A 19,333-nucleotide genomic window follows, 5' to 3' on the forward strand; every position below is an offset into this window, starting at 1 on the left:
AATAAATCAGCGTTTCCTTAGCGGTTGCCGCGCAGGCCGTCTTCGTGATGGTCACGCTCACCCTGCCGGTTGTCGTGGCCACCTGACTGACGACCATCGCGTCCGTCCCCGTGGTCCTGTTGTCCGCTGTCACGACGACCATCGAGTCCATCGTGCCGGTTCTGGTAGCCGCCGTCGCGGCGACCGCCACGCTCCCGATAGTGCGGAACGTAAACGTTGCGGTACCAGTCGTGGTTCACGAAATGGACCCGCTCGCCGCAGGCTCCATACTCGCGGCAGTATTTTTTCCAGTTCCGGGAGTGACCTGGCCGGACGAGCAGGTAGACCGGTTCCCGGTAGCGGGCGCCGCGCTCGATGTACATCGGCTCGGAGTAATAAACCCGTGGCCGTGGGTAGTCCCCAATGTCGATACGACCGTAAAAACCCGGCTCACCGACACTGATCGAAACGCCCACATCGGCGGCGAATACCGGTGCGCCATAGGCCGCCAGTCCCATCAGGGCTCCGGCCACGAGTGCAATTGTCCTGTTCATCGAATACTCATTCCTGGTCAGTTCGGCGCGCATGCGTGCGCGCCGCTGTACGGTGCCGACTATGCGAAGTTGCCTGCAAGCAAACCGTACGTTATCGAACATAGCCCGTGCTGATTCGGATTCGCACGGACATCTGTACAGCCACCGGGTCAACCACGAACCGGTGATCGTGCGTTGGCGTACGGAAGCGGTAGGCCGGTTCGCGTAGTTTTGGCGCTGTTATCCCATTCGCCCCGTCTTTGCACATACGCAAAATCCGGGAGCGAGTGTCTTCTCAGGAGAAAGCTGCATGAAATATTCAATGGTTTTTGTTGCGCTGATGACCGTGATTGGAATTGGCGCATGTGACCGGCAGCCGGCGACTACCTGTCACGTCCCGGCCGATTATTTGGCCTTCGATGAAACAGCTCCGGTTTTGAAGCGTACCAGTGCTGAAGCGCTTGAGCCGGAGTCTGGGCGTTCAGTGCCTTCTGCGGCAAGTGGTGGTTGTAGAGCGTGACATAGCGGTGCAGGGTCTGCTCCAGGTCCTCGCTGGACCTGAAGTGGTGCGTGCGCAGCAGGTCCGCGATGCGCCCGTTGAAGCGCTCGACCATGCCATTGGTCTGCGGGTGGCGCGGGGGCGTCAGACGGTGCTCGATGCCCAGTTCCTGGCACAGGCGATCGAACTCATGCGTCCCGGTCGGGGCCCGCGCCCGGCTCCCGAACAGCCGGTCCGTGAACTCGGTGCCGTTGTCGGTGAGCAGGCGCGTGATGCGCACCGGGCAGGCCGTGGCCAGGGCACTGAGGAAGGCGCGCGCCGAGCGCGCGCTCTTGTCGGCTTTCAGGGCCACGTAAACCCAGCGGGTGGCCCGATCGATGGCCACGAACAGGAACCGGCGCCGGTCCTCGTCGGCCATCTGCGGCAGGTACTTCACGTCGACGTGCACAAAGCCGGGCACGTAGGTCTTGAAGGTCTTGCTGACCGCTTTGTCCGGCGCCGGGCGCAGGGCGCGCAGGTTGCCCACGCCGTGGCGGCGCAGGCAGCGGTCCAGCCCGGAGCGGGACACGTCCGGACACAGGAACTCGCGCGTCACCGCCAGCAGGTCGTCCAGCGGCAGCAGCAGGGCCCGGCGCAGGTAGACCACGATCGCCTCCTGGCCGGGGGTCAACGTCGTTTGCAGGCGGTGCGCGGTGTGCGGCCGGTCGTAGACATCCGGGCGCCGCTTCCATTTGTAGATCGTCGGCTCGGTGACGCCAAAGCGGCGGGCCAGCACCGCCACCGGCTCATCACTGGCCGCGATCTGCGCCCGCACGTGGGGCGTGGTGCGGGCTTGTTTGTGCAGTGCAATCAGCATGCGGACACCTCCCGATCAACCGCTTTCCCGTCCCCTGCCAGCTCCCGGAACACCTCGCGCGCCAGCAGCAGCGGGGACCGAGACGGAACTATATGATGATCCGGGATGGAACAACTACCGTCGTCGCGGTCCCTGGTCCCGCCGGGCCGCCGGGCGCGACTGGCCCTGCCGCCCAGAAGGGTGCTACCGGCGCTACCGGAGCAACCGGCTATACGGGTGCCACCGGCGAGACCGGGGCGACGGGCAACACCGGCTCAACTGGCTATACCGGGGCAACCGGCGACACCGGCGCCACGGGCTCATCCGGCGCGGAAGGGGCGCAAGGCGAGCCCGGCAAAGCCGGTGGCGAAACGACCGTGATCGTGACGCCCAAGTAGGCTTCCCGGCAGGGCCCCAGCACTCCGGACCCGCATTCGCGCGCGGTGCTCGGGCTTGCCTGAAACAGGCGTGATGAATTGTCAAATGCCGAGCACCGCGCTGCTCGCGTGCCGAGCGCCCGGGAAGCGCTCCCCCAGGAAAATTCGGGATGGTTTTAATCTGGATTTCCCGAAAGGAAACGCTGAAGTATTCAGCGTTTCCCGCAGCGCAGGGACGCGCTGCCAAGATCAGCGACTGTAAGCTGCTGATCTTGTGAGCCATCGGAAAACTGTGGGAGCCCGGCTGCGCCGGGCGATCATCGCGCAACACAGTTGCGCTCCTACAAGTTTTTCCCCCGATGGTGGGCGCTGAGAAATCCAGGATGGATTTATTCAGCGTTTCCGAACTGGGCAGTCACTCATTCAGCGCCTTGACCTGGAACTCTCCCAACAAGACGGGCACCGGCTTTTCCAAGAAAACCGCTTCGCGCGCTGTATGCCGCAGCGCATTCCTGACCAGCGCCACCGCGGGTCATGCCCGCACTGACACTTACTGTACGGGCGCGCCATTGCCGAATATGTTCGAGTAGTCGTCGACGACTGCCCGGTAGCATTCGCAGGACGCAGCCTCCAGTCCCTTGCGGTCCAGAATGACAATCCTGCCGCGACTGTAGCTGATCAGTTTCCGGCGCTGCAGCGCGCCGGCGGCGATGGTGACGGCACTCCTTCTCACGCCGAGCATGTCGGCCAGGAAGTCGTGCGTGAGACCGAAATGATCCCCATGCGCCCGGTCGTGCGTCATCAATAGCCAGCGCGCCAGACGCGCTTCGATGGCATGAAAGCGCGTGCAGGCGGCGGTCTGCGACAGTTGCGCCATCAACACGTACAGGTAGCGATCGAGCGTGCGTCGCAAGGCCGCGCTGTCGCGAAGCTCCGCCCGCAGGTGCGCGACAGTCATCCGCAAGGCGGTACCCGAACCCTGGACCACGCCGCGCTGGGGTGAGTTCCTGACCCCGAGCGCAAGCGTGGCGCCCAGCATGCCCTCGTTACCGATCAAGCCCATCTCGAGCGGCTTGTGACCGCTCACTGTTGCCACCAGTGAAATGAAGCCCGTCAGCGGGAAATACACGTACCGGAACGGTTGGCCAGGCTCACACAGAATCGTGCCGAAGACGAGGTCGACCGACTCGCAGTGCTCCAAAGCACGCGCGTGGTCCCTGGCGGGCAGGCCGCCGATCAAGCGGTTAGTGACGGGGGGAGTGATTGCGACGAACATTGGGCCTTTCCGTCAGCACCGGGGTCGCCCAGGAAAGGTACGGGAGAGGCGCTGGAGCTACCCCGCTGGCGCAGTCTACGTGAGGCAAGGGACGGCGTCCGTGGTGTTCCGAACACAGAGGCCAACGCACGGTGCCGGCCAGAGCGTGGCATCCTCAATCGCTCTTCGTCTGATAGTAACTGTGAATCTCGTTCTCCCAGGTCTGATCCGCCATGTTGGGCCAATGGCTTCTGTCGAAACGGGGCGCATCCTTGAGACGCTCCTTGTCCACATTCAGCGTAAAGCGCTTGTGTTCGGTATCGCGCGTCAACGCGCCCCACGGTACCGCAAACAGTTTGAGGCAGGCTAGCGCCCCTTCTTCATCTTGTCCTTGGCATTGCCATAGCCGGTCTGTATTTTTCCGGCGGTTTTTTGAATCACGCCTTTGGTTTCCATGGCCTTGTCACCAACAAGCTTGCCGGCCAATTCCTTGACTTCGCCTTTCGCCTGCTTGGCCTGGCCCTTGATTTGATCCTTGTTCATGCGGTCTCCGAATCGAACGTGTGCGAGTGGGCGCAAGGCCGCACCCGGTTTCAGTGCTTGCTGATGGCAACGATAAGCAGCACCGTGCTTCGGGTCTGTACGGCAACACCCATAGGCAAGCGCTGAAATCCATCCTGGGTTTCTCAGCGCCTGCCATCGGGTAAAACCCGGTCGGAGCGCAGCTTCACTGCGCGATGATCGCCCGGCGAAGCCGGGCTCCCACAATTCTGCGATCGCTCACAAGATCAGCAGCTTGCAGCCACTGATTTTGGCAGTACGTCCCCGCGCTGCGAAAAGCGCTGCATGGCTCGGCGTTTCCTGAAACGGTTCCTGTGCCTGCCCGGCCGTCGGGTCAGGCGCCGTGCGACGCGCAAACGCACCCGCTCAGGCGAACGGCTGGCGGTTGCTTACGTGACGATCGGCTGCATCGTGAGCACGTTCTCCGGCGGGGAGACGCGATACGGCAACAGGCGATCGGTCTCCCGCTTGACCACGGCGTAGCACTCGCAGCTCAGCTGCTCCAGTTTGGCCCGGTCCAGCACCGTGATCTGGCCGCGGCTGTAATGGATTACGCCCGCCCGCTGCAACTTGCCGGCCGCCTCGGTCACACCCTCCCGGCGCACACCCAGCATGTTGGCAATCAGCTCCTGGGTCATGGTCAGGCGGTTGTCCGGCAGGCGGTCCAGCGACAGCAGCAACCAGCGGCACAACTGCTGGTCGATGGTGTGGTGGCGGTTGCAGACCGCGGTCTGGGACATCTGCGTGATGAGTGCCTGCGTGTAGCGCAGGAGCAGGTTTTGGAACTCGCCGTGGCGGTTGAATTCGTCCTTCAGCTGCTGGCCACGCAGCCGATAGGCGCTGCCGGCGCTCTGCACGATCGCCCGACTGGGGGTGCTTTCGCCGCCCATGAACAGGGAAATCCCGACCACGCCCTCGTTGCCAACCACGGAGATTTCCGCCGAGGCGCCGCTTTCCATCACGTACAGCAACGACACGATGGAGTCGGTCGGGAAATAGGCGTAGCGCAAGGTGTCGCCGGACTCGTACAGCACCTTGCCCAGCGGCAGAGTCACCGGTTCCAGGATCGGGAACAGGCGGATCTGGACGTCCTCTGGCAAGGCCGCCAGAAGATGGTTTTGCTGTGGCACGGGGCCTCCTGAATCGGGCTTGTGTATGTTGTGACGCCCTTGGGTGGCCTCAACATCCGCCCAACAGGTTACTAATGCCTGCTCCACGATCAGTGCGGTATCGTACATAACATGCCCGCAGGGGGCTGTGCGTCGTGCCGCGCGCCACATGGCACGGAACGCAGCCAGAGCACCTTGTGTGTGTGTTGCCGTACAGACCGCTCGGATCCGCAGCGACCATTCTGCGTACCTTGTCGATTCAGGATTGAGGATTCGGACGTGCTTGAAACAATTGCGATTGTTCTGCTGATCCTGTGGGCCCTGGGACTGGTTTCGTCCTACTCCATGGGTGGATTGATCCACATCCTGCTGGTGGTGGCGATCGTCATGATCCTGGTGCGGGTGATTCAGGGACGACGGATCTGAGCGTGCCATCGCGCGCGCCTGGGGCGTAAAGATCACGGCTGCTTGAGGGAAATCACAGGATGGATGCACAAAGACTTGCCGCGATCGTGCTGATCGTTGCCGGCGCCCTGGGGCTCGCCTATGGCGGGTTCAGCTACACCAGGGAAACCCACGAGGCCGACCTGGGACCGTTGCACATGTCGGTAGCCGAAAAGAAGCGGGTCAATGTCCCGGTCTGGGCGGGTGTTGGCGCCATCGTGGCGGGCGGGCTTCTGCTGGTAGTCGGCCGCAAAAGCTGAGCCTGGCCAAGGCTGAGCGATTCGGCGCCGCCCTGGGTCCATAACGACCGAACGCCCCAACCGGTACCTGACCCGCAGGGTCCGGGCGCCGGCCGTGCGGCGCAACTGTGGCAGGCCAGGCTGCCGGCCCGATCGTCACCGCGGCCGGTGTGGTGCCCGGCCAGACGTACCGCGTGGTGGTCGTCGGCAACACGTGGGCTAGCGCACGGAACGGGCCCGATGCCCCGCGCCAGAATGACGGCGACAAACTGAAAGCCGGCGCTCGTGTGGCAGACGGACACCCCTCGAAATCCGACGTCATGGACAACGACCTTCGCACCGTACTGCTTGTCTCGGACTGCGCCGCTGATGCGATGCTCATTCGCAAGGCCTTGGCCACGTCGGTTGATGAAGAATGGACGCTGCAACAGGTCAACCGGATTTCAGACGGCATTGACCGTTTGTACAGACCCGGAATCGTCGCGGTGTTGCTTGACCTGTTCCTGCCCGACAGTCAGGGCATAAAGACCTTCGAGATGGTGTTCAGGGCCGCGCGGCGGGTTCCGATACTGATTCTGAGCAGCGCCGAAGATCCTGTGGTAGCCCGGCAAGCCATTCAGCTTGGCGCGCAGGATCAGCTCCTGAAGAATCACCTTGACGCGTACTGGTTGCCGCGCATTCTGCGCAGCGTGATCGAGCGTCACACCAACGAGCAGGCCGCGTCGGTCCTGACCGATCGCGCCCAGGCCACGCTGAACTCGATCGGCGATGCCGTGCTGAGCACCGATCTTGCGGGCAATGTGACGTATCTGAGTCCGATAGCCGAAGACATGACCGGCTGGACTGATGCGGAGGCAACCGGTCACTCGGTTGTCGAGGTATTCAGAATCGTTGATGGCATTACGCGCGAAGCGGCGCCCAATCCATTGCAGCAGGCAATCCAGGAAGACAAACCCGTGGGCCTGACCGCCAACTGCGTGCTGGTTCGGCGCGATGGAACGGAATATGCCATCGAAGATTCGGCCGCCCCCATCCATGATGCTGCTGGCAAGACCAGCGGTGCGGTAATCGTGTTTCGCGATGTGACTGCGGCACGCGCCAAGGCGCAACACATGGCTTACCTGGCCCATCACGACGCCCTGACCAATTTGCCGAACCGCGTATTGCTGGGCGACCGGATCGAAAATGCAATATCCCTGGCACGCCGTCATGGCAACCAGGGCGCCGTGCTGTTTCTGGACCTGGATGGATTCAAACAGATCAATGACTTTTTGGGCCACCTGGTGGGCGACAAACTGCTCCAGTCGGTGGCACAACGCCTGCTGACCTGCGTGCGCGGATCGGACACCGTAAGCCGGCAGGGCGGAGACGAATTTGTAGTCCTGCTGTCGGAAATCCAGCACGCCGGGGATGCCGGCCTGAGCGCCCAGAAGATGCTGATCGCCCTGGCAGCACCGCATACCATCGCCGGCTCCGACATTCGGATCAGCGTCAGTATCGGCATCAGCCTGTTTCCCGAGGAGGGACACGCGGCGACCGCTACGGCCTTGATCCGCTGCGCGGATGCCGCGATGTACCACGCCAAAAACGAAGGGCGAAACAACTACCAGTTTTTCAGGCAGGGCATGAAGGCAGGCGGACGTTCGCCGCGACTTCCCGAGCAGCAGGCGGCGCGCCGCCCCAAGGCGAAAAAGGCGCGAGCCGTCTTGCCAGTCACGCACCCGGCCCGACCCTGCGCCGACTAGCTCCATCCCGGACTTCCCGGCTGTCGCTGCCCGAACGAGCGCTTCGCGCTCAGCTCGAAACGCCCGCCTCGCCGCCTTGCCAGCATCGAAAGCCCACGCGTCGCGCAACAGTTTCGCGCGCTGCCCCGTTGCCCGGTCGTTCCCGGTTTGTGTTTCGGATACGATGACCCGGCCATCAAGAAGCTGCCCAGCACATCGCTGGTAGCAGCCCAGCCGGCGAAGAACACCACGCTGGCCGCCAATCACAGGGGGAGCGTGTATGACCGCCGGACTGGAACTTGCTTATCTGGGTTTCGAGGTATCCGACCTGCCCGGCTGGGAGGCTTTGCTGACCAGTGTCATCGGCATGACCGGCAACGGCGTCAACGCTGACGGCTCGCGCGGCTACCGCATGGACGAGTGCGAACAGCGGCTGTTCCTGCGTCCCGGCAGCCAGGACGACGTGGCGGCGGTGGGCCTGGCGGCCCTCAACCGCGGCGAATTCGATGCCGCGCTGGGCCGCCTGAAGGCCGCCGGGGTGGCCGTGCACAAGGGTGACGACAGCGCCTGCCGCGCCCGTCACGTGACCGAACTGGTCAGCTTCAGCGACCCGTCCGGCAATCCGCTGGAACTGTGTCTGGGCCAGCGCGTGGCGGCGACGGCGTTTGCCTCATCGGTCATGCCAGGCGGCTTTGTGACCGGCGACATGGGCATGGGCCACATCGTTCTGGTGACGCAGGATCTGGAGCCGACGCTGCGTTTCTATACCGACGTGATCGGCATGGCCGTGTCGGACCGCGGCGCCGAAGAATGGGCGGGGCTGACCATCGAGGCAGTGTTCCTGCACTGCAACCGCCGCCATCATTCGATTGCACTGGGCGCCGGCATTCCGCCGGTCAAGCGCACCGCGCATTTCGAGATGCACGTGCCGGACATCGACGCCGTGGGTTTGGCCTGGGATCGCGCGCGCGCCGCCGGGGTGGAAATCACCCACCTGCCCGGCCGCCATACGGACGACGTGTTCTCCTTCTACGGCCGCACGCCGTCGGGTTTCGAGTGGGAGATCGGCACCGGCGGCTACGATGTTGGCCCCAACTGGCGTCAGCGGCATCTGACGCGCTTCACCGCCTGGGGACATCAGCCGCCGGCGAGCTGAAGGCAGCGCTGCATGAATCCATCGGGGATTTCGCAACGCCCGCTGCCGAAAAACCTTGTAGCGCAGCTTTGCTGCGCGATGATCGCCCGGCATAGCCGGGCTCCTACATCCGCTGATCTTGACAGCGCGTCCCTGCGCTGCGGGAACGCTTCCGCGTTTCCCTAACCTTCGAGCACTGCCTTGGCGCCGGCCAGCCCGCCCTGATAGATGCTGGTGATGAAGGCCACCGCGTCCACCGGCGCGTCCTTCAGCGGCAGGAACTCGGCGGTCCAGGTGATCCGCGCCCCGCTGCCGGCCGGGCTCACCGCCAGCCGCGACCGATAGTCGGTGCACGGCAGCGCACCGGCGATGACCACGTACTCGTAACAACGGGCGGCATCGTCGCGCGCCTCCTGGCGCTCGGTCAGCTGATTCCCGTCGGGCATGGTCAGGTGGCGCAGCGCGCCCACACCGCTGCCCTCGACGGTGCTTTCGGTCACCGCCGGAAACCAGCCGACCAGGCCGCCGAAATCGCCGACCAGCGCCCAGGCCTCGTCCGGGGATGCGTTCACGTCAATGGTTTCGGTCACCGTCGCCTTGCTCATGTGCTCCTCCGGTTGGCTTGGCTTTGTGAAATTCTGTAAACGGCGCCAGCGGCATCCCTGTGTCCGACCGACTTCTGAAGGCGAAGGCGCCGTGTAGGAGCCCGGCTCAGCCGGGCGATCATCGCGCAGCAAAGCTGCGCCTAAAACCCGTACCCCAAGATGACCGGTCAGTCCGCCACGGTCTTGTAGGCACTGCGAAAGTACAGCAGCGGCGGCAGCGGCTCGCCAACTGCGGCCTGTTCGATCTGGCCAACCAGGATCACGTGGTCGCCGCCGTCGTAACTGTTGCGCAGCGTGCAGTCCATGTGGCCGATCGAGCCCTCGACGATCGGTGCGCCGGTGACGCCCGGATGGGTGAGGACGCCGTCCATCTTCTCCGGTCCGCCCTTCTTGGCCAGGCGGTTCGAGATGTCCTGCTGGTTTTCGGCCAGGATGTTGATGCTGAAGGCGCCGGCGGCCTCGATGACCTTCAGGGTCTCGGACTCCCGGATCAGCGCGAACAGCGCCAGCGGCGGGTCCAGCGACAGCGAGCTGAAGGAGTTGACGGTGATGCCGTAGCGGCGGCCTTGCGTGTCGGTGGCGCACACCACCGTGACCCCGGTGCAAAACTGGCCGAACACCTGGCGCAGGGCCTTGGGGTCGAGCGGGCTATTCATGGTGGAAAGTTCCTGCTTGGGCTGTTGATTTCTGGAAGGCTCAGTCCGGCCAGGCGATGCCTTCGGCCGCATACGCCTCGCGCAGCAGGTCGGTGGCCAGCCAGTCGCGGGTCGGGAAATTGTTTTCGATGAAGCCGTGCGCGTGCAGGAAGCTTTTCATGATCTCCAGCGTCTCGATCAGGCGCATGCTCAGTTCGGGCTTCAGCTTCTGGTGCAAATCGGCGGTGTAGTAGGTGTCGATGTCTGCCGGAGTGACACCGGTTTCCAGCGCCAGGGCTGCTGTCGCCGCGACCTTGTTCTCGGGCTGCGCCGCCCAGGTGGCGGCCTTCAGCAGCGTGCGGGCGTAGCGGATCACCATGTCGGGCCGCTCGCGGACCAGCGAATTGCTGACCGTCAGCAGGCGTGGGGTGGCGTTGTTGACCTTGGCCCACAGCGGCTTGGCCTCGATCAGGTTGTACAGCATGCGGATGCCGCCGCCGGACTCGCGCTGCATGGCGGCAATCTCGCCGCCCTTGGCGAAGAATGCATCCACCTTGCCGTCCAGCAGCGCCTGCATCTGGCAGTTGTAGTAGGACGGAATCTGCCGAGCCTCGGCATCCGCAAAGCCCGGGTTCAGCAGCTGGTAGTGATCGCCGGTTTCCACCACGTCGGTGAACGCGGCATCCGCCTCGTGCAGACCGTGCAGTTCCAGTGCCGACACGAATGCCTTTTTGGCCGCGAAGCGGAAGAAATTCATGACCAGCCTGGGCCACACCGGCAGCGCCAGACGCTTGCCGGCCAGATCCCGCACCGAGTGGATGGGGTCATCCGCCCGCACGAACAGGCCCAAGGTCTCCTCGACGAAGCTGATGCCCAGCAGCGACGTATCCGCCCCGCGCGAGCGCGCCCACACCGGCGGCGAGCCGCCGCCCTCGCGGAATGAATCTTCCAGCGTGTGGGCGAAATGCGTGTCCGAGTTGGCGCGGCCCAGCTCCTTGATGTTGCGCACTTCGCAGTCGGTGCCGACGAATTCGCTGTCGAACAGCTTGCGCTGATAGGCGATGCCGGACGCGGTCGGCACCGGGCAGCGGGTGTACCAGATGGTGCGGGCCATGCGGATGCCTTCTTGTTGCTTTATTGGGGTATGCGGCGAGCGGTCAGACGCCGATTTCGAGTTCGTGATGGAAGGCGAAATCCGGATCGCCGAAGGCGCGTACCTTGTCGCGCAGGTCCGGGCGGTCCAGGAACACCAGCCGGCCGGCGTCCCACAGCTTCTCGCCATCGAACTCGATGGTCGGATCGACCACCGGAATCGACATCTCGCCCGGCTGCACCGGGCCGATGGTGTGGAAATGCACGATGCGCGGGTTGGCGTGAACCATGTACATCCACTGGTCCAGACCCTGTTCGGGCCCGGCCGTGACGGCGCAGCGCGGGTTGATGCCGGCGTGCCAGGAATTGACGATGTAGGGCTCCTTGCCCATCTCGCTGCCGCATTTTTCCATGTAGGCGCGCAGCTGGGCCACCGCTTGCGACTCGCCGTCGAAGCCGGTGATGCGGCCCTTGTCGATCTGGATCATGACCGGACTTGGCAGGGCAATGCCGTTGGGCTCGAACACGTGCACACCGGACGGCGTCAGCCAGCGCACGGCAAGGCGACCGCTGGCCTGCATGCTGTCGAAGACCTGGCACACGCCCAGCGGAAAGGTGCGCAGCGTGAAGCCGTCGCCGGTGGCCTTGGCGTCGGTCCTGGCCGGCTTCGGCGACTGGCCCGGCTGCGGGATCGGGCCGGACAGGTCGCTGCCCAGCGGGCAGGTGATGCGCCAGCCTTTGGCCGATCCCAGGCGCGGGCCGAGGTTCTTGAGCACTTCCAGCCATACGTTGTACGGCACCTGCCCGAACGGCGAGCCCAGCTGGTCCCAGGTCTGCAGAAAGTTCAGCATCTTCATGCCGCGACCGTTGAACGGCACCATGCGCAGCACGCCGGCGATCATGTGGTTGAAGATGGTCACGTCCGGCGACTCGAAGGCCTTGACCACGGACGGCGGCATGTCCTCGGGGCCCTTGACGGTGTCGGTCCACATCACGTGCACGCGCCCGCCCAGCTTGCGCGCCTCGTCCTCGATGACGTCCGAGGCGGCCGGTTCGGTGATGCCGTTCTCGTTCAGGATCAGTACTTCATCGCCGGCCTTCATCTGGCAGCCGTCGATCAGCATGTTGCGCGCCGCGCGGCGCACGTCCTGTTCCGAATACTTGCGGTGACTGGCGTCGAAATTGAAGCGTTCCAGGGTGCCCATCGGCGGTTCCTCCTCGGTATTTCGGCGCGGCAGAGCGGTCGAATGGTAGGCCGCGGCCAGCGGCCTTGGCAACGCTCGCACCTCCGCCCGGTTTGTGAACAGGCGGTGAATCGCTCAGGAATACAAGGCGCGGCAGCGTTGCGTGGCCAGCACCCGCTGCGGCGCGGGCGAACAATCCGCTCCCGCAGCTAGCGGCGCCGACACACGAACTCCGCAATCGCGTGCCCCAGGCGTTGGCCGCGGCGCTCGTATTTGGTCTGCGGCCGACCGGCCTCATCCGGCGCCGACCCGGCTGGGGTGAACGCGGCGCAGGCCGGCAGAAGCTCGCCGATGGCCGCGGCGTAATCTGCCCAGTCGGTGGCGATCTGCAACTGCCCACCAGAGCGCAGGACACGCGCGGCGAGGTCCAGAAACGGCGCGTTCACCAGCCGGCGCTTGTGGTGGCGCTTCTTGGGCCACGGATCCGGGAACAGCACCAGCAGGCGGTCCAGGCTCGCCGCCGGCAGGTGCCGCGCCAGCACCTCGACGGCATCGGCGCAGATCACGCGCACGTTGCTCAGACCCGCCTGCTCGACGCGCAGCAAAAAGCTGCCGATGCCCGGCGGGTAGACCTCCACGCCGATGAAGTCCCGTTCGGGATGCGCGGCCGCCAGCGCCAGCAGGGCATCGCCCATGCCAAAGCCGATTTCGAGCGTACGCGGCGCCTGCCGGCCGAAGGCCTGGTCAAGATCGATTGCGCCATCCGGCAGGTCCAGGCCATAGCGCGGCCACAGGCGTTCCAGCGCCTGGCGCTGGCCCGGCGTCATGCGCCCGGCGCGCACTACGAAGCTGCGGATGGCGCGTCGGTGGCTTGCCTCGGGCGGCGGGGTGTTCGGGGCTTCAGCCAAAAAAGAGGCCGTCCAGCGGCGACGAAGCCGATGCATACAGCTTGCGCGGGATGCGCCCGGCGAGGAATGCCTCGCGGCCGGCCTCGATGGCCTTGCGCATGGCGCTGGCCATCAGCACCGGATCCGTGGCGCCGGCGATGGCCGTGTTCATGAGCACGCCGTCGCAGCCCAGTTCCATGGCGATGGCCGCGTCGCTGGCCGTGCCCACGCCGGCGTCGACCAGGATCGGCACCGTCGCCTGCTCCAGGATCAGGTGCAGGTTGTAGGGGTTGCGAATGCCAAGGCCGGAGCCGATCGGCGCCGCCAGTGGCATCACCGCCACGCAGCCCATGGCCTCGAAGCGCTGGGCCAGGATCGGGTCGTCGGAGGTGTAGACCATGACCTCGAAGCCGTCGGCGATCAGGGTTTTGGCGGCCACCAGCGTCTCGGTCACGTCCGGGTACAGCGTCTTGTGATCGGCCAGCACTTCCAGCTTCACCAGGTTATGGCCGTCCAGCAGCTCGCGCGCCAGGCGGCAGGTGCGCACGGCCTCCTCGGCCGTGTGGCAGCCGGCGGTGTTGGGCAGGATGGTGTAGCGGTCCGCTGGCAGCACATCGAGCAGGTTCGGCTGACTCGGGTCCTGGCCGATGTTCACCCGCCGCACGGCGACGGTGACGATCTGCGCGCCGCTCATGTCGATGGCGCGGGCGGTCTGATCCAGGTCCTTGTACTTGCCGGTACCGACCAGCAGGCGCGAGGTGAAGGTACGGGCGCCGATGCGCAGCGGTTCGTCGTTGAGTGCGGTCATGGTTGTGCGTCCTGGCGGCCTGGCCGCCGTTTGCCCGGTGGCCTCAGCCACCGCCAATGGCGTGGATGATCTCGATGCGGTCGCCGTCGTGCAGCGCGCGCGCCGCGTGCTCGCCGCGCGGCACGATATCGCGGTTGACTTCGACCGCCAGGCGCTTGCCGGCCAGACCCAGCTCCGCCACCAGACCCGCCACCGTCAGCTCGTCGCGAACCGTGCGCGGCTGCCCGTTCACCAGAATTTCCACTAGTGCAGGCTGTTGGGCGCCGCCAGGTGAAACGGCGGAATCGGCGCGTCGAACTCAACGCCGTCGTCGCCCACCATCTGGTAGCTGCCGTGCATCAGGCCGGTCGGCGTGTCGAGCATGGTGCCGCTGGTGTAGGTGAACGACTCGCCCGGCGCCAGGTGCGGATGCTGGCCGATCACGCCCAGGCCGCGCACTTCCTGCGTGTTGTCCCCGGCGTCGGTGATGATCCAGTGGCGCGCCACCAGCCGCGCCGGCAGCGTGCCGCGATTGGTGATGGTCACCGTGTAGGCAAAGGCGTAGCGACCCTGCAGCGGGATCGACTGCTCGGCCAGATAGTGCGTTCGCACCTGCACCGCGATGTTGTGCGGCCGGGGCTCGTTGGGGTCATGCGGAGCGTTCATGGCGGTATTCTAGCGCCCGGCATCTTCCCTCGCGCCCCGCCCCTCATGCAGCAATACCTCGATCTGATGCGCACCGTGCTGGAACGGGGTACGCGCAAATCCGACCGCACCGGCACCGGCACCCTGAGCCTGTTCGGCCACCAGTCGCGCTACGACCTGTCGGCCGGCTTTCCGCTGCTGACCACCAAGAAGCTGCACGTCAAATCCATCATCCACGAGCTGCTGTGGTTCCTGCGCGGCGACACCAACATCGCCTACCTGAAACAGTACGGCGTGAGCATCTGGGACGAATGGGCGGACGCTGACGGCAACCTTGGCCCGGTCTACGGCTACCAGTGGCGCTCGTGGCCGGATTACGGCGGCGGCCACATCGACCAGATCAGCGCCGTCATCGATCGCATCCGGCGCGACCCGGACTCGCGCCGCCTGCTGGTCAGCGCCTGGAACCCGGCGCAGGTGGACGCCATGCGTCTGCCGCCGTGCCATGTCCTGTTCCAGTTCTATGTGGCCGACGGCCGGCTGTCGTGCCAGCTGTACCAGCGCAGCGCGGACATTTTTCTGGGCGTGCCGTTCAACATCGCCTCCTACGCGCTGCTGACGCAAATGGTGGCGCACGTCACGGGCCTCGCGCCCGGCGAGTTCATCCACACCCTGGGCGATGCGCACCTTTACCTGAATCACCTTGATCAGGCGCGCGAACAACTCGCCCGCACCCCGCGGGCGTTGCCGCAAATGCGCATTCGCCGGCCGGTGGAGTCGATCTTCGACCTGAGCTACGAAGACTTCGATCTGCTGGATTACGACCCGCTGCCGCGCATCGCCGCCCCGGTCGCCGTGTGACGGTGCCGGTCGAGGTGGTGCTGGTGGTGGCGGTGGCGCAAGGCGGCGTCATCGGCCGCGATGGCACGCTGCCCTGGCATCTGCCGGCGGACCTGAAGCACTTTCGCGAGCTGACGCTGGGCCGGCCCGTCATCATGGGCCGGGCAACCTACGAGTCAATCGGCAAGCCGCTGCCGCAGCGTTTGAACATCGTGCTCAGCCGGCAGGCCGGTTTTGCGCCGCCGGGCGTGCAGGTGGTCGGCACCCTGGACGAAGCCTACCGCCTGGCGGCGGCGCATGGCGGACCGGCGATGGTGATCGGCGGCGCAAACGTGTATGCCCAGGCGCTGGCCGACGCCGGCACGGTCGAACTCACCCAGATTCACGCCGCCTTCCCCGGCGATACCCACCTGCCGCCGCTGGGCGCCGACTGGCACGAAGTTGCGCGCCTGGATCACCCAGCCGACGCGCGCAACGCGCACCCATACAGCTTCGTCACCTACCGCCGCGGCTGAACCCCGGTCAGAACCTCAGCACGTCGAGCATGCGCAGGCCCGCCGTCCCCAGAAACACGGCAAAGAGGCGCTTGAGTGTCACCACCGGCAGGCTGTGTGCCAGGCGCGCACCCAGCGGCGCGGTCAGCACCGATGCCCCCGCGATACCGATGAACGCCGGCAGATACAGATAACCGATGGCGCCGGCCGGCAGCCCCGCATGATCGCGCCCCGCCCACAGGAACACCGCCGCCCCGATCACTCCCAGCACCAGACCGCAGGCCGACGAGGTGGCTACCGCCCGGCGCATGTCCACCCGGCAGTAGTTCAGAAACGGCACCGTCAGGCTGCCGCCGCCGATGCCGAGCAACGTCGACAGGGTGCCGATCACGGTGCCTGTGGCCAGCAGACCGGCGGTGCCCGGCAGCGGCCGACGACCGGGCGCGGTGGCGTTGAAGAAAATCTGCGTCGCCACGCAAATCACGAATACCCCGAACACGCGGCTGAGCAGCGCGCTGGGTAATTTGTCCGCCAGCCAACCACCCAGCACCGCGCCCACCGCCAGACCCGGCAGCAGCCGGCGCACCAGCGGCAGATCCACGGCGCCGCGCCGGTAGTGCGCATAGGTGGACGACATCGAGGTCGGCACGATCACCGCCAGCGAGGTGCCGATCGCCAGGTGCATCAGCACCTCGGACGGAATGCCCAGCAGCGGAAACACCAGCGCCAGCGCCGGCACGATCACCACACCGCCGCCCAGACCCAGCATGCCGGCGATCAGCCCTGCCAGCACGCCGACCGCAAGGTAAGCAAGCAGGATCACGCCGTCAGGTCACACCTGCGCACGCTGACGGCGGCCCGGTCAGAAGCTGGCCGGTTCGACCCGTTTGGACAAGGCGGCCAGCATCTCGCTCGCGCGCACACTACCGGCGCTGGAGGCTTTTTTCAGCAGCCTCTCGCCTTCGGCCACATCCTTGGGCACGCCGGCCCCTTCCACGTACAGCCCGCCCAACTCCGCCCAGGCTTCGGGATAGCCCAGATCGCCGGCCTTGCGCAGCCACTCGGCGGCGGCCTTGTCGTCACGATCGACGCCCAGACCCGAGGTCAGCATGCCCGCCACCTCCACCATCGCCGCCGGATCGCCGGCGCGCGCCTGCGTTTCCCAATGCCCAAAGGCGCGCTTGAACCACACCGTGGCCTGCGGCGGGTCCATGGCCACCCCGTGGCCGTACATATAGAAAGTGCCCATGAAATATTCCGCCTCGATATTGCCCTGCTCGGCCAGCGGCTCGATCAGGCGCACGGCGGTGTTGAAATCGTGCTTCTCGAAAGCGGCGATGCCGTCTTCGAGCTCACCGGCGCTCGCGGCCAGCGACCAGGCGGCAACGGCGGCCATGACGGTGGCCAGCAACATCTGACGACTATTACCCACGGTGGCATCCTCCTGATGGCGCAGCGCCGGCGTGTTGGCCGGCACGGGCCGCATGGTACACTGCGCGCCCCAAAAAACAGGCGCCCTGGCCGGCCACACCGGCACGCCGGCGGCATCCTGGAATCGACGAGTCACATCACGTGGGGCGGTAGCTCAGCTGGGAGAGCGTCGCGTTCGCAATGCGAAGGTCGGGAGTTCGATCCTCCTCCGCTCCACCATTTCGATCTCCAAAAAAGGTCAGCCAGCGTGCTGGCCTTTTTGGTTTTTGCGTCGGATGCAAAGCGTCGGCAATTGCTGGGTGTTTCTTCCGTTTGCGCCGCTGGCGGTCTCTCATTGCCACGCAGGGCGACCAGAACAGCAAGCGTCGGATCCCCTTGGGCCTCTCGGAGTGATCGCCGCCCCTCAGCGCGTCAACGCCTTGTGCAGCTTACCCACCACGCGCAGCGTGAGGTCTTCGTCGGCAAAGGTGCGGCAGGCCAGCGCGTAGCCGGCCTGTTCTTCCTCGGCCGTGACTTGGTCGCGGCTCATCTTGCGCGTGTGGTAGCGGCCGCTGAGCACCTGAATCTTGCACACGCCGCAGCCGCCGCCGTAGCAGCCCTGAGGAATGCCCTTGCGGCCCAGGCGGCTCATGCCGTGCAGGACGGACTGGTCTTCGGCACAGGGAAAGGTCTCGCCGCTGTCGGTGATCAGGATGGTGCGCTGCGGCATGGGCGGGAACGGGCCGGTTGTCGATTAAAATGCCGGCTTCATTCAGCAGGCAGGCGAGGCTATGGCATACGACAAAATCATTGTACCGACCGACGGCGCACGCATTACCGCCAAGGCCGACAACTCCCTGAACGTGCCGGACCGGCCGATCATCCCGTTCATCGAGGGTGACGGCATCGGCGTGGACGTGACGCCGCCGATGATCGAGGTGCTCGACGCGGCGGTGGCCAAGGCCTACGGCGGCAAGCGCTCCATCGCCTGGATGGAGATCTACGCCGGCGAGAAGGCGGTGGCCACCTACGGCGGCGACACCTGGCTGCCGGCCGAGACGCTGACCGCCATGCGCGAGTTCCTGGTCGGCATCAAGGGCCCGCTGACCACGCCGGTGGGCGGCGGCATGCGCTCGCTGAACGTGGCGCTGCGCCAGGAACTGGACCTGTACGTGTGCCTGCGCCCGGTGCGCTATTACGCCGGCACGCCCAGCCCCATCAAGCGCCCGGAAGACACCGACATGGTGATCTTTCGCGAGAACTCCGAGGACATCTACGCCGGCATCGAGTGGGCGGCGCGCTCGCCGGAGGCCCGCAAGCTGATCGATTTCCTGATCAAGGAAATGGGCGTCACGAAGATCCGCTTCCCGGAAAGCTCCGGCATCGGCATCAAGCCGGTGTCCGAGGAAGGCACCCAGCGCCTGGTGCGCAAGGCCATCCAGTACGCCATCGACAACGACCGCCCGTCGGTGACTCTGGTGCACAAGGGCAACATCATGAAGTTCACGGAAGGCGGCTTCCGGGACTGGGGCTATGCGCTGGCCAAGGCCGAGTTCGGCGCCGTGGAAATCGACGGCGGCCCGTGGTGCAGCTTCAGGAACCCGCGCACCGGCAAGGACATCGTGGTCAAGGACGCGATTGCCGATGCCTTCCTGCAGCAGATCCTGACCCGGCCGCGCGACTACAGCGTGATCGCCACGCTGAACCTGAACGGCGATTACGTCTCCGACGCGCTGGCGGCGCAGGTCGGCGGCATCGGCATTGCGCCGGGCGCCAACATGTCCGACACCGTGGCACTGTTCGAGGCCACCCACGGCACGGCACCCAAGTACGCCGGCAAGAACATGTCGAACCCGGGCTCGATCATCCTGTCCGGCGAGATGATGCTGCGGCATCTGGGCTGGACCGAGGCGGCGGACCTGATCGTCAAGGGCATCTCCGGCGCCATCCAGGCCAAGACCGTGACCTATGACTTCGAACGCCTGATGGAAGGCGCGACCAAGCTCGGCAGCCGCGAGTTCGGGCAGGCGATCGTCGCCAACATGTAGAAGCCGACCGCGGGGC

23 protein-coding genes, 1 tRNA gene and 1 pseudogene are annotated in these 19,333 nt (G+C 65.6%); 8 read left to right on the plus strand and 17 right to left on the minus strand.

Translation table 11 applies throughout. From position 1 onward, the window contains the following. Positions 1-17: 17 nt before the first annotated feature. From PG2T_RS05110 to PG2T_RS05135, 6 genes and pseudogenes are all read right to left on the minus strand, one after another. Positions 18-566 (minus strand): hypothetical protein, encoded by a 549-nt coding sequence (locus PG2T_RS05110; protein ID WP_202816433.1) that lies wholly within the window; start codon positions 564-566, stop codon positions 18-20. A gap of 329 nt (positions 567-895) precedes the next feature. Beyond that, positions 896-1,867, minus strand: a complete 972-nt coding sequence (locus tag PG2T_RS05115; protein ID WP_068802899.1) for an IS481 family transposase — start codon at positions 1,865-1,867, stop codon at positions 896-898. Between the two features lie 906 nt (positions 1,868-2,773). After that, positions 2,774-3,499 (minus strand): Crp/Fnr family transcriptional regulator, encoded by a 726-nt coding sequence (locus tag PG2T_RS05120; protein ID WP_193399826.1) that lies wholly within the window; start codon positions 3,497-3,499, stop codon positions 2,774-2,776. Between the two features lie 154 nt (positions 3,500-3,653). Then, positions 3,654-3,836: pseudogene (locus PG2T_RS16975) on the minus strand (PRC-barrel domain-containing protein); the annotation flags it as partial. Between the two features lie 8 nt (positions 3,837-3,844). Then, positions 3,845-4,021 (minus strand): CsbD family protein, encoded by a 177-nt coding sequence (locus tag PG2T_RS05130; RefSeq protein ID WP_068803172.1) that lies wholly within the window; start codon positions 4,019-4,021, stop codon positions 3,845-3,847. 407 nt (positions 4,022-4,428) lie between these two features. Further along, entirely contained in the window at positions 4,429-5,169 is a 741-nt protein-coding gene (locus tag PG2T_RS05135) for a Crp/Fnr family transcriptional regulator (protein WP_236953299.1), read from the minus strand. Between the two features lie 258 nt (positions 5,170-5,427). Between PG2T_RS05135 and PG2T_RS16010 the strand changes: the two genes are divergently transcribed. The 4 genes from PG2T_RS16010 (at position 5,428) to PG2T_RS05150 (ending at position 8,711) form a co-directional block, all read left to right on the plus strand. After that, entirely contained in the window at positions 5,428-5,574 is a 147-nt protein-coding gene (locus tag PG2T_RS16010; RefSeq protein WP_145931005.1) for a lmo0937 family membrane protein, read from the plus strand. A 59-nt stretch (positions 5,575-5,633) separates the two neighbouring features. Then, positions 5,634-5,852, plus strand: a complete 219-nt coding sequence (locus PG2T_RS05140) for a hypothetical protein (protein WP_068803174.1) — start codon at positions 5,634-5,636, stop codon at positions 5,850-5,852. 107 nt (positions 5,853-5,959) lie between these two features. After that, on the plus strand, positions 5,960-7,576 hold the full coding sequence (locus tag PG2T_RS05145) for a GGDEF domain-containing response regulator (protein ID WP_068803175.1): 1,617 nt from the start codon (positions 5,960-5,962) through the stop codon (positions 7,574-7,576). Positions 7,577-7,835: 259 nt separating this feature from the next. Continuing rightward, complete coding sequence (locus PG2T_RS05150; RefSeq protein ID WP_068803177.1) at positions 7,836-8,711, plus strand: VOC family protein; 876 nt, start codon at positions 7,836-7,838, stop codon at positions 8,709-8,711. A gap of 161 nt (positions 8,712-8,872) precedes the next feature. Here PG2T_RS05150 and PG2T_RS05155 read toward each other — a convergent pair whose 3' ends face one another. The 8 genes from PG2T_RS05155 to apaG form a co-directional block, all read right to left on the minus strand. After that, positions 8,873-9,295 carry an SRPBCC family protein gene (locus tag PG2T_RS05155; protein ID WP_068803179.1) on the minus strand — a complete coding sequence of 141 codons (423 nt, stop codon included), beginning with the start codon at positions 9,293-9,295 and terminating at the stop codon, positions 8,873-8,875. A gap of 167 nt (positions 9,296-9,462) precedes the next feature. Further along, positions 9,463-9,951 (minus strand): flavin reductase family protein, encoded by a 489-nt coding sequence (locus tag PG2T_RS05160; protein ID WP_068803181.1) that lies wholly within the window; start codon positions 9,949-9,951, stop codon positions 9,463-9,465. A 40-nt stretch (positions 9,952-9,991) separates the two neighbouring features. Next, positions 9,992-11,044, minus strand: coding sequence for an ABC transporter substrate-binding protein (locus tag PG2T_RS05165; protein ID WP_068803183.1), 1,053 nt, complete (start codon positions 11,042-11,044; stop codon positions 9,992-9,994). Positions 11,045-11,087: 43 nt separating this feature from the next. Next, entirely contained in the window at positions 11,088-12,227 is a 1,140-nt protein-coding gene (locus tag PG2T_RS05170) for a hypothetical protein (protein ID WP_068803184.1), read from the minus strand. 188 nt (positions 12,228-12,415) lie between these two features. Then, a complete protein-coding gene (trmB, locus tag PG2T_RS05175) occupies positions 12,416-13,033 on the minus strand; it encodes a tRNA (guanosine(46)-N7)-methyltransferase TrmB (protein ID WP_418268533.1) in 618 nt (205 codons plus the stop codon). A 73-nt stretch (positions 13,034-13,106) separates the two neighbouring features. After that, positions 13,107-13,901: a thiazole synthase gene (locus tag PG2T_RS05180; protein WP_068803187.1), complete on the minus strand. Its 795-nt coding sequence runs from the start codon at positions 13,899-13,901 to the stop codon at positions 13,107-13,109. Positions 13,902-13,944: 43 nt separating this feature from the next. Beyond that, positions 13,945-14,145: a sulfur carrier protein ThiS gene (thiS, locus tag PG2T_RS05185; protein ID WP_068803189.1), complete on the minus strand. Its 201-nt coding sequence runs from the start codon at positions 14,143-14,145 to the stop codon at positions 13,945-13,947. Continuing rightward, a complete protein-coding gene (gene apaG / locus PG2T_RS05190; protein ID WP_068803191.1) occupies positions 14,145-14,546 on the minus strand; it encodes a Co2+/Mg2+ efflux protein ApaG in 402 nt (133 codons plus the stop codon). The genes thiS and apaG overlap by 1 nt, the downstream gene beginning before the upstream one ends. A 45-nt stretch (positions 14,547-14,591) precedes the next feature. Here apaG and PG2T_RS05195 point away from each other — a divergent pair, with 45 nt between their 5' ends. Both PG2T_RS05195 and PG2T_RS05200 read left to right on the plus strand, forming a co-directional pair. Continuing rightward, positions 14,592-15,386, plus strand: coding sequence for a thymidylate synthase (locus PG2T_RS05195; protein WP_068803193.1), 795 nt, complete (start codon positions 14,592-14,594; stop codon positions 15,384-15,386). Next, entirely contained in the window at positions 15,383-15,880 is a 498-nt protein-coding gene (locus tag PG2T_RS05200; protein WP_202816434.1) for a dihydrofolate reductase, read from the plus strand. Before PG2T_RS05195 ends, PG2T_RS05200 begins: the two co-directional genes overlap by 4 nt. 7 nt (positions 15,881-15,887) lie before the next feature. Here PG2T_RS05200 and PG2T_RS05205 read toward each other — a convergent pair whose 3' ends face one another. Together PG2T_RS05205 and PG2T_RS05210 are read right to left on the minus strand one after the other, a co-directional pair. Further along, the gene (locus PG2T_RS05205; protein ID WP_068803197.1) at positions 15,888-16,682 is read right to left on the minus strand and encodes a sulfite exporter TauE/SafE family protein; all 795 of its coding nucleotides are present in this window, start codon (positions 16,680-16,682) and stop codon (positions 15,888-15,890) included. A 39-nt stretch (positions 16,683-16,721) separates the two neighbouring features. Next, positions 16,722-17,345, minus strand: a complete 624-nt coding sequence (locus PG2T_RS05210; RefSeq protein ID WP_068803199.1) for a tetratricopeptide repeat protein — start codon at positions 17,343-17,345, stop codon at positions 16,722-16,724. An 88-nt stretch (positions 17,346-17,433) separates the two neighbouring features. Here PG2T_RS05210 and PG2T_RS05215 point away from each other — a divergent pair. Continuing rightward, positions 17,434-17,509, plus strand: a tRNA-Ala gene (locus tag PG2T_RS05215). A gap of 184 nt (positions 17,510-17,693) precedes the next feature. Here the strand turns inward: PG2T_RS05215 and PG2T_RS05220 are convergent. Continuing rightward, positions 17,694-17,999 (minus strand): 2Fe-2S iron-sulfur cluster binding domain-containing protein, encoded by a 306-nt coding sequence (locus PG2T_RS05220; protein WP_068803200.1) that lies wholly within the window; start codon positions 17,997-17,999, stop codon positions 17,694-17,696. Between the two features lie 61 nt (positions 18,000-18,060). Between PG2T_RS05220 and icd the strand changes: the two genes are divergently transcribed. Beyond that, entirely contained in the window at positions 18,061-19,317 is a 1,257-nt protein-coding gene (gene icd / locus PG2T_RS05225; RefSeq protein WP_068803202.1) for an NADP-dependent isocitrate dehydrogenase, read from the plus strand. Positions 19,318-19,333 lie beyond the last annotated feature (16 nt).

This window comes from Immundisolibacter cernigliae (assembly GCF_001697225.1).
Lineage (GTDB): Bacteria > Pseudomonadota > Gammaproteobacteria > Immundisolibacterales > Immundisolibacteraceae > Immundisolibacter > Immundisolibacter cernigliae.

Bases quoted from the DNA above. Each gene is read 5' to 3' on its own strand.
- PG2T_RS05195 (WP_068803193.1), top strand. From the start codon at position 14,592: ATGCAGCAATACCTCGATCTGATGCGCACCGTGCTGGAACGGGGTACG.
- PG2T_RS05210 (WP_068803199.1), bottom strand. From the start codon at position 17,345: ATGCGGCCCGTGCCGGCCAACACGCCGGCGCTGCGCCATCAGGAGGAT.
- PG2T_RS05150 (WP_068803177.1), top strand. From the start codon at position 7,836: ATGACCGCCGGACTGGAACTTGCTTATCTGGGTTTCGAGGTATCCGAC.
- PG2T_RS05155 (WP_068803179.1), bottom strand. From the start codon at position 9,295: ATGAGCAAGGCGACGGTGACCGAAACCATTGACGTGAACGCATCCCCG.
- PG2T_RS05180 (WP_068803187.1), bottom strand. From the start codon at position 13,901: ATGACCGCACTCAACGACGAACCGCTGCGCATCGGCGCCCGTACCTTC.
- apaG (WP_068803191.1), bottom strand. From the start codon at position 14,546: ATGAACGCTCCGCATGACCCCAACGAGCCCCGGCCGCACAACATCGCG.
- PG2T_RS05220 (WP_068803200.1), bottom strand. From the start codon at position 17,999: ATGCCGCAGCGCACCATCCTGATCACCGACAGCGGCGAGACCTTTCCC.
- PG2T_RS05110 (WP_202816433.1), bottom strand. From the start codon at position 566: ATGCGCGCCGAACTGACCAGGAATGAGTATTCGATGAACAGGACAATT.
- PG2T_RS05165 (WP_068803183.1), bottom strand. From the start codon at position 11,044: ATGGCCCGCACCATCTGGTACACCCGCTGCCCGGTGCCGACCGCGTCC.
- icd (WP_068803202.1), top strand. From the start codon at position 18,061: ATGGCATACGACAAAATCATTGTACCGACCGACGGCGCACGCATTACC.
- trmB (WP_418268533.1), bottom strand. From the start codon at position 13,033: ATGACGCCGGGCCAGCGCCAGGCGCTGGAACGCCTGTGGCCGCGCTAT.
- PG2T_RS05140 (WP_068803174.1), top strand. From the start codon at position 5,634: ATGGATGCACAAAGACTTGCCGCGATCGTGCTGATCGTTGCCGGCGCC.
- PG2T_RS05130 (WP_068803172.1), bottom strand. From the start codon at position 4,021: ATGAACAAGGATCAAATCAAGGGCCAGGCCAAGCAGGCGAAAGGCGAA.
- PG2T_RS05170 (WP_068803184.1), bottom strand. From the start codon at position 12,227: ATGGGCACCCTGGAACGCTTCAATTTCGACGCCAGTCACCGCAAGTAT.
- PG2T_RS05120 (WP_193399826.1), bottom strand. From the start codon at position 3,499: ATGTTCGTCGCAATCACTCCCCCCGTCACTAACCGCTTGATCGGCGGC.
- PG2T_RS05160 (WP_068803181.1), bottom strand. From the start codon at position 9,951: ATGAATAGCCCGCTCGACCCCAAGGCCCTGCGCCAGGTGTTCGGCCAG.
- PG2T_RS05115 (WP_068802899.1), bottom strand. From the start codon at position 1,867: ATGCTGATTGCACTGCACAAACAAGCCCGCACCACGCCCCACGTGCGG.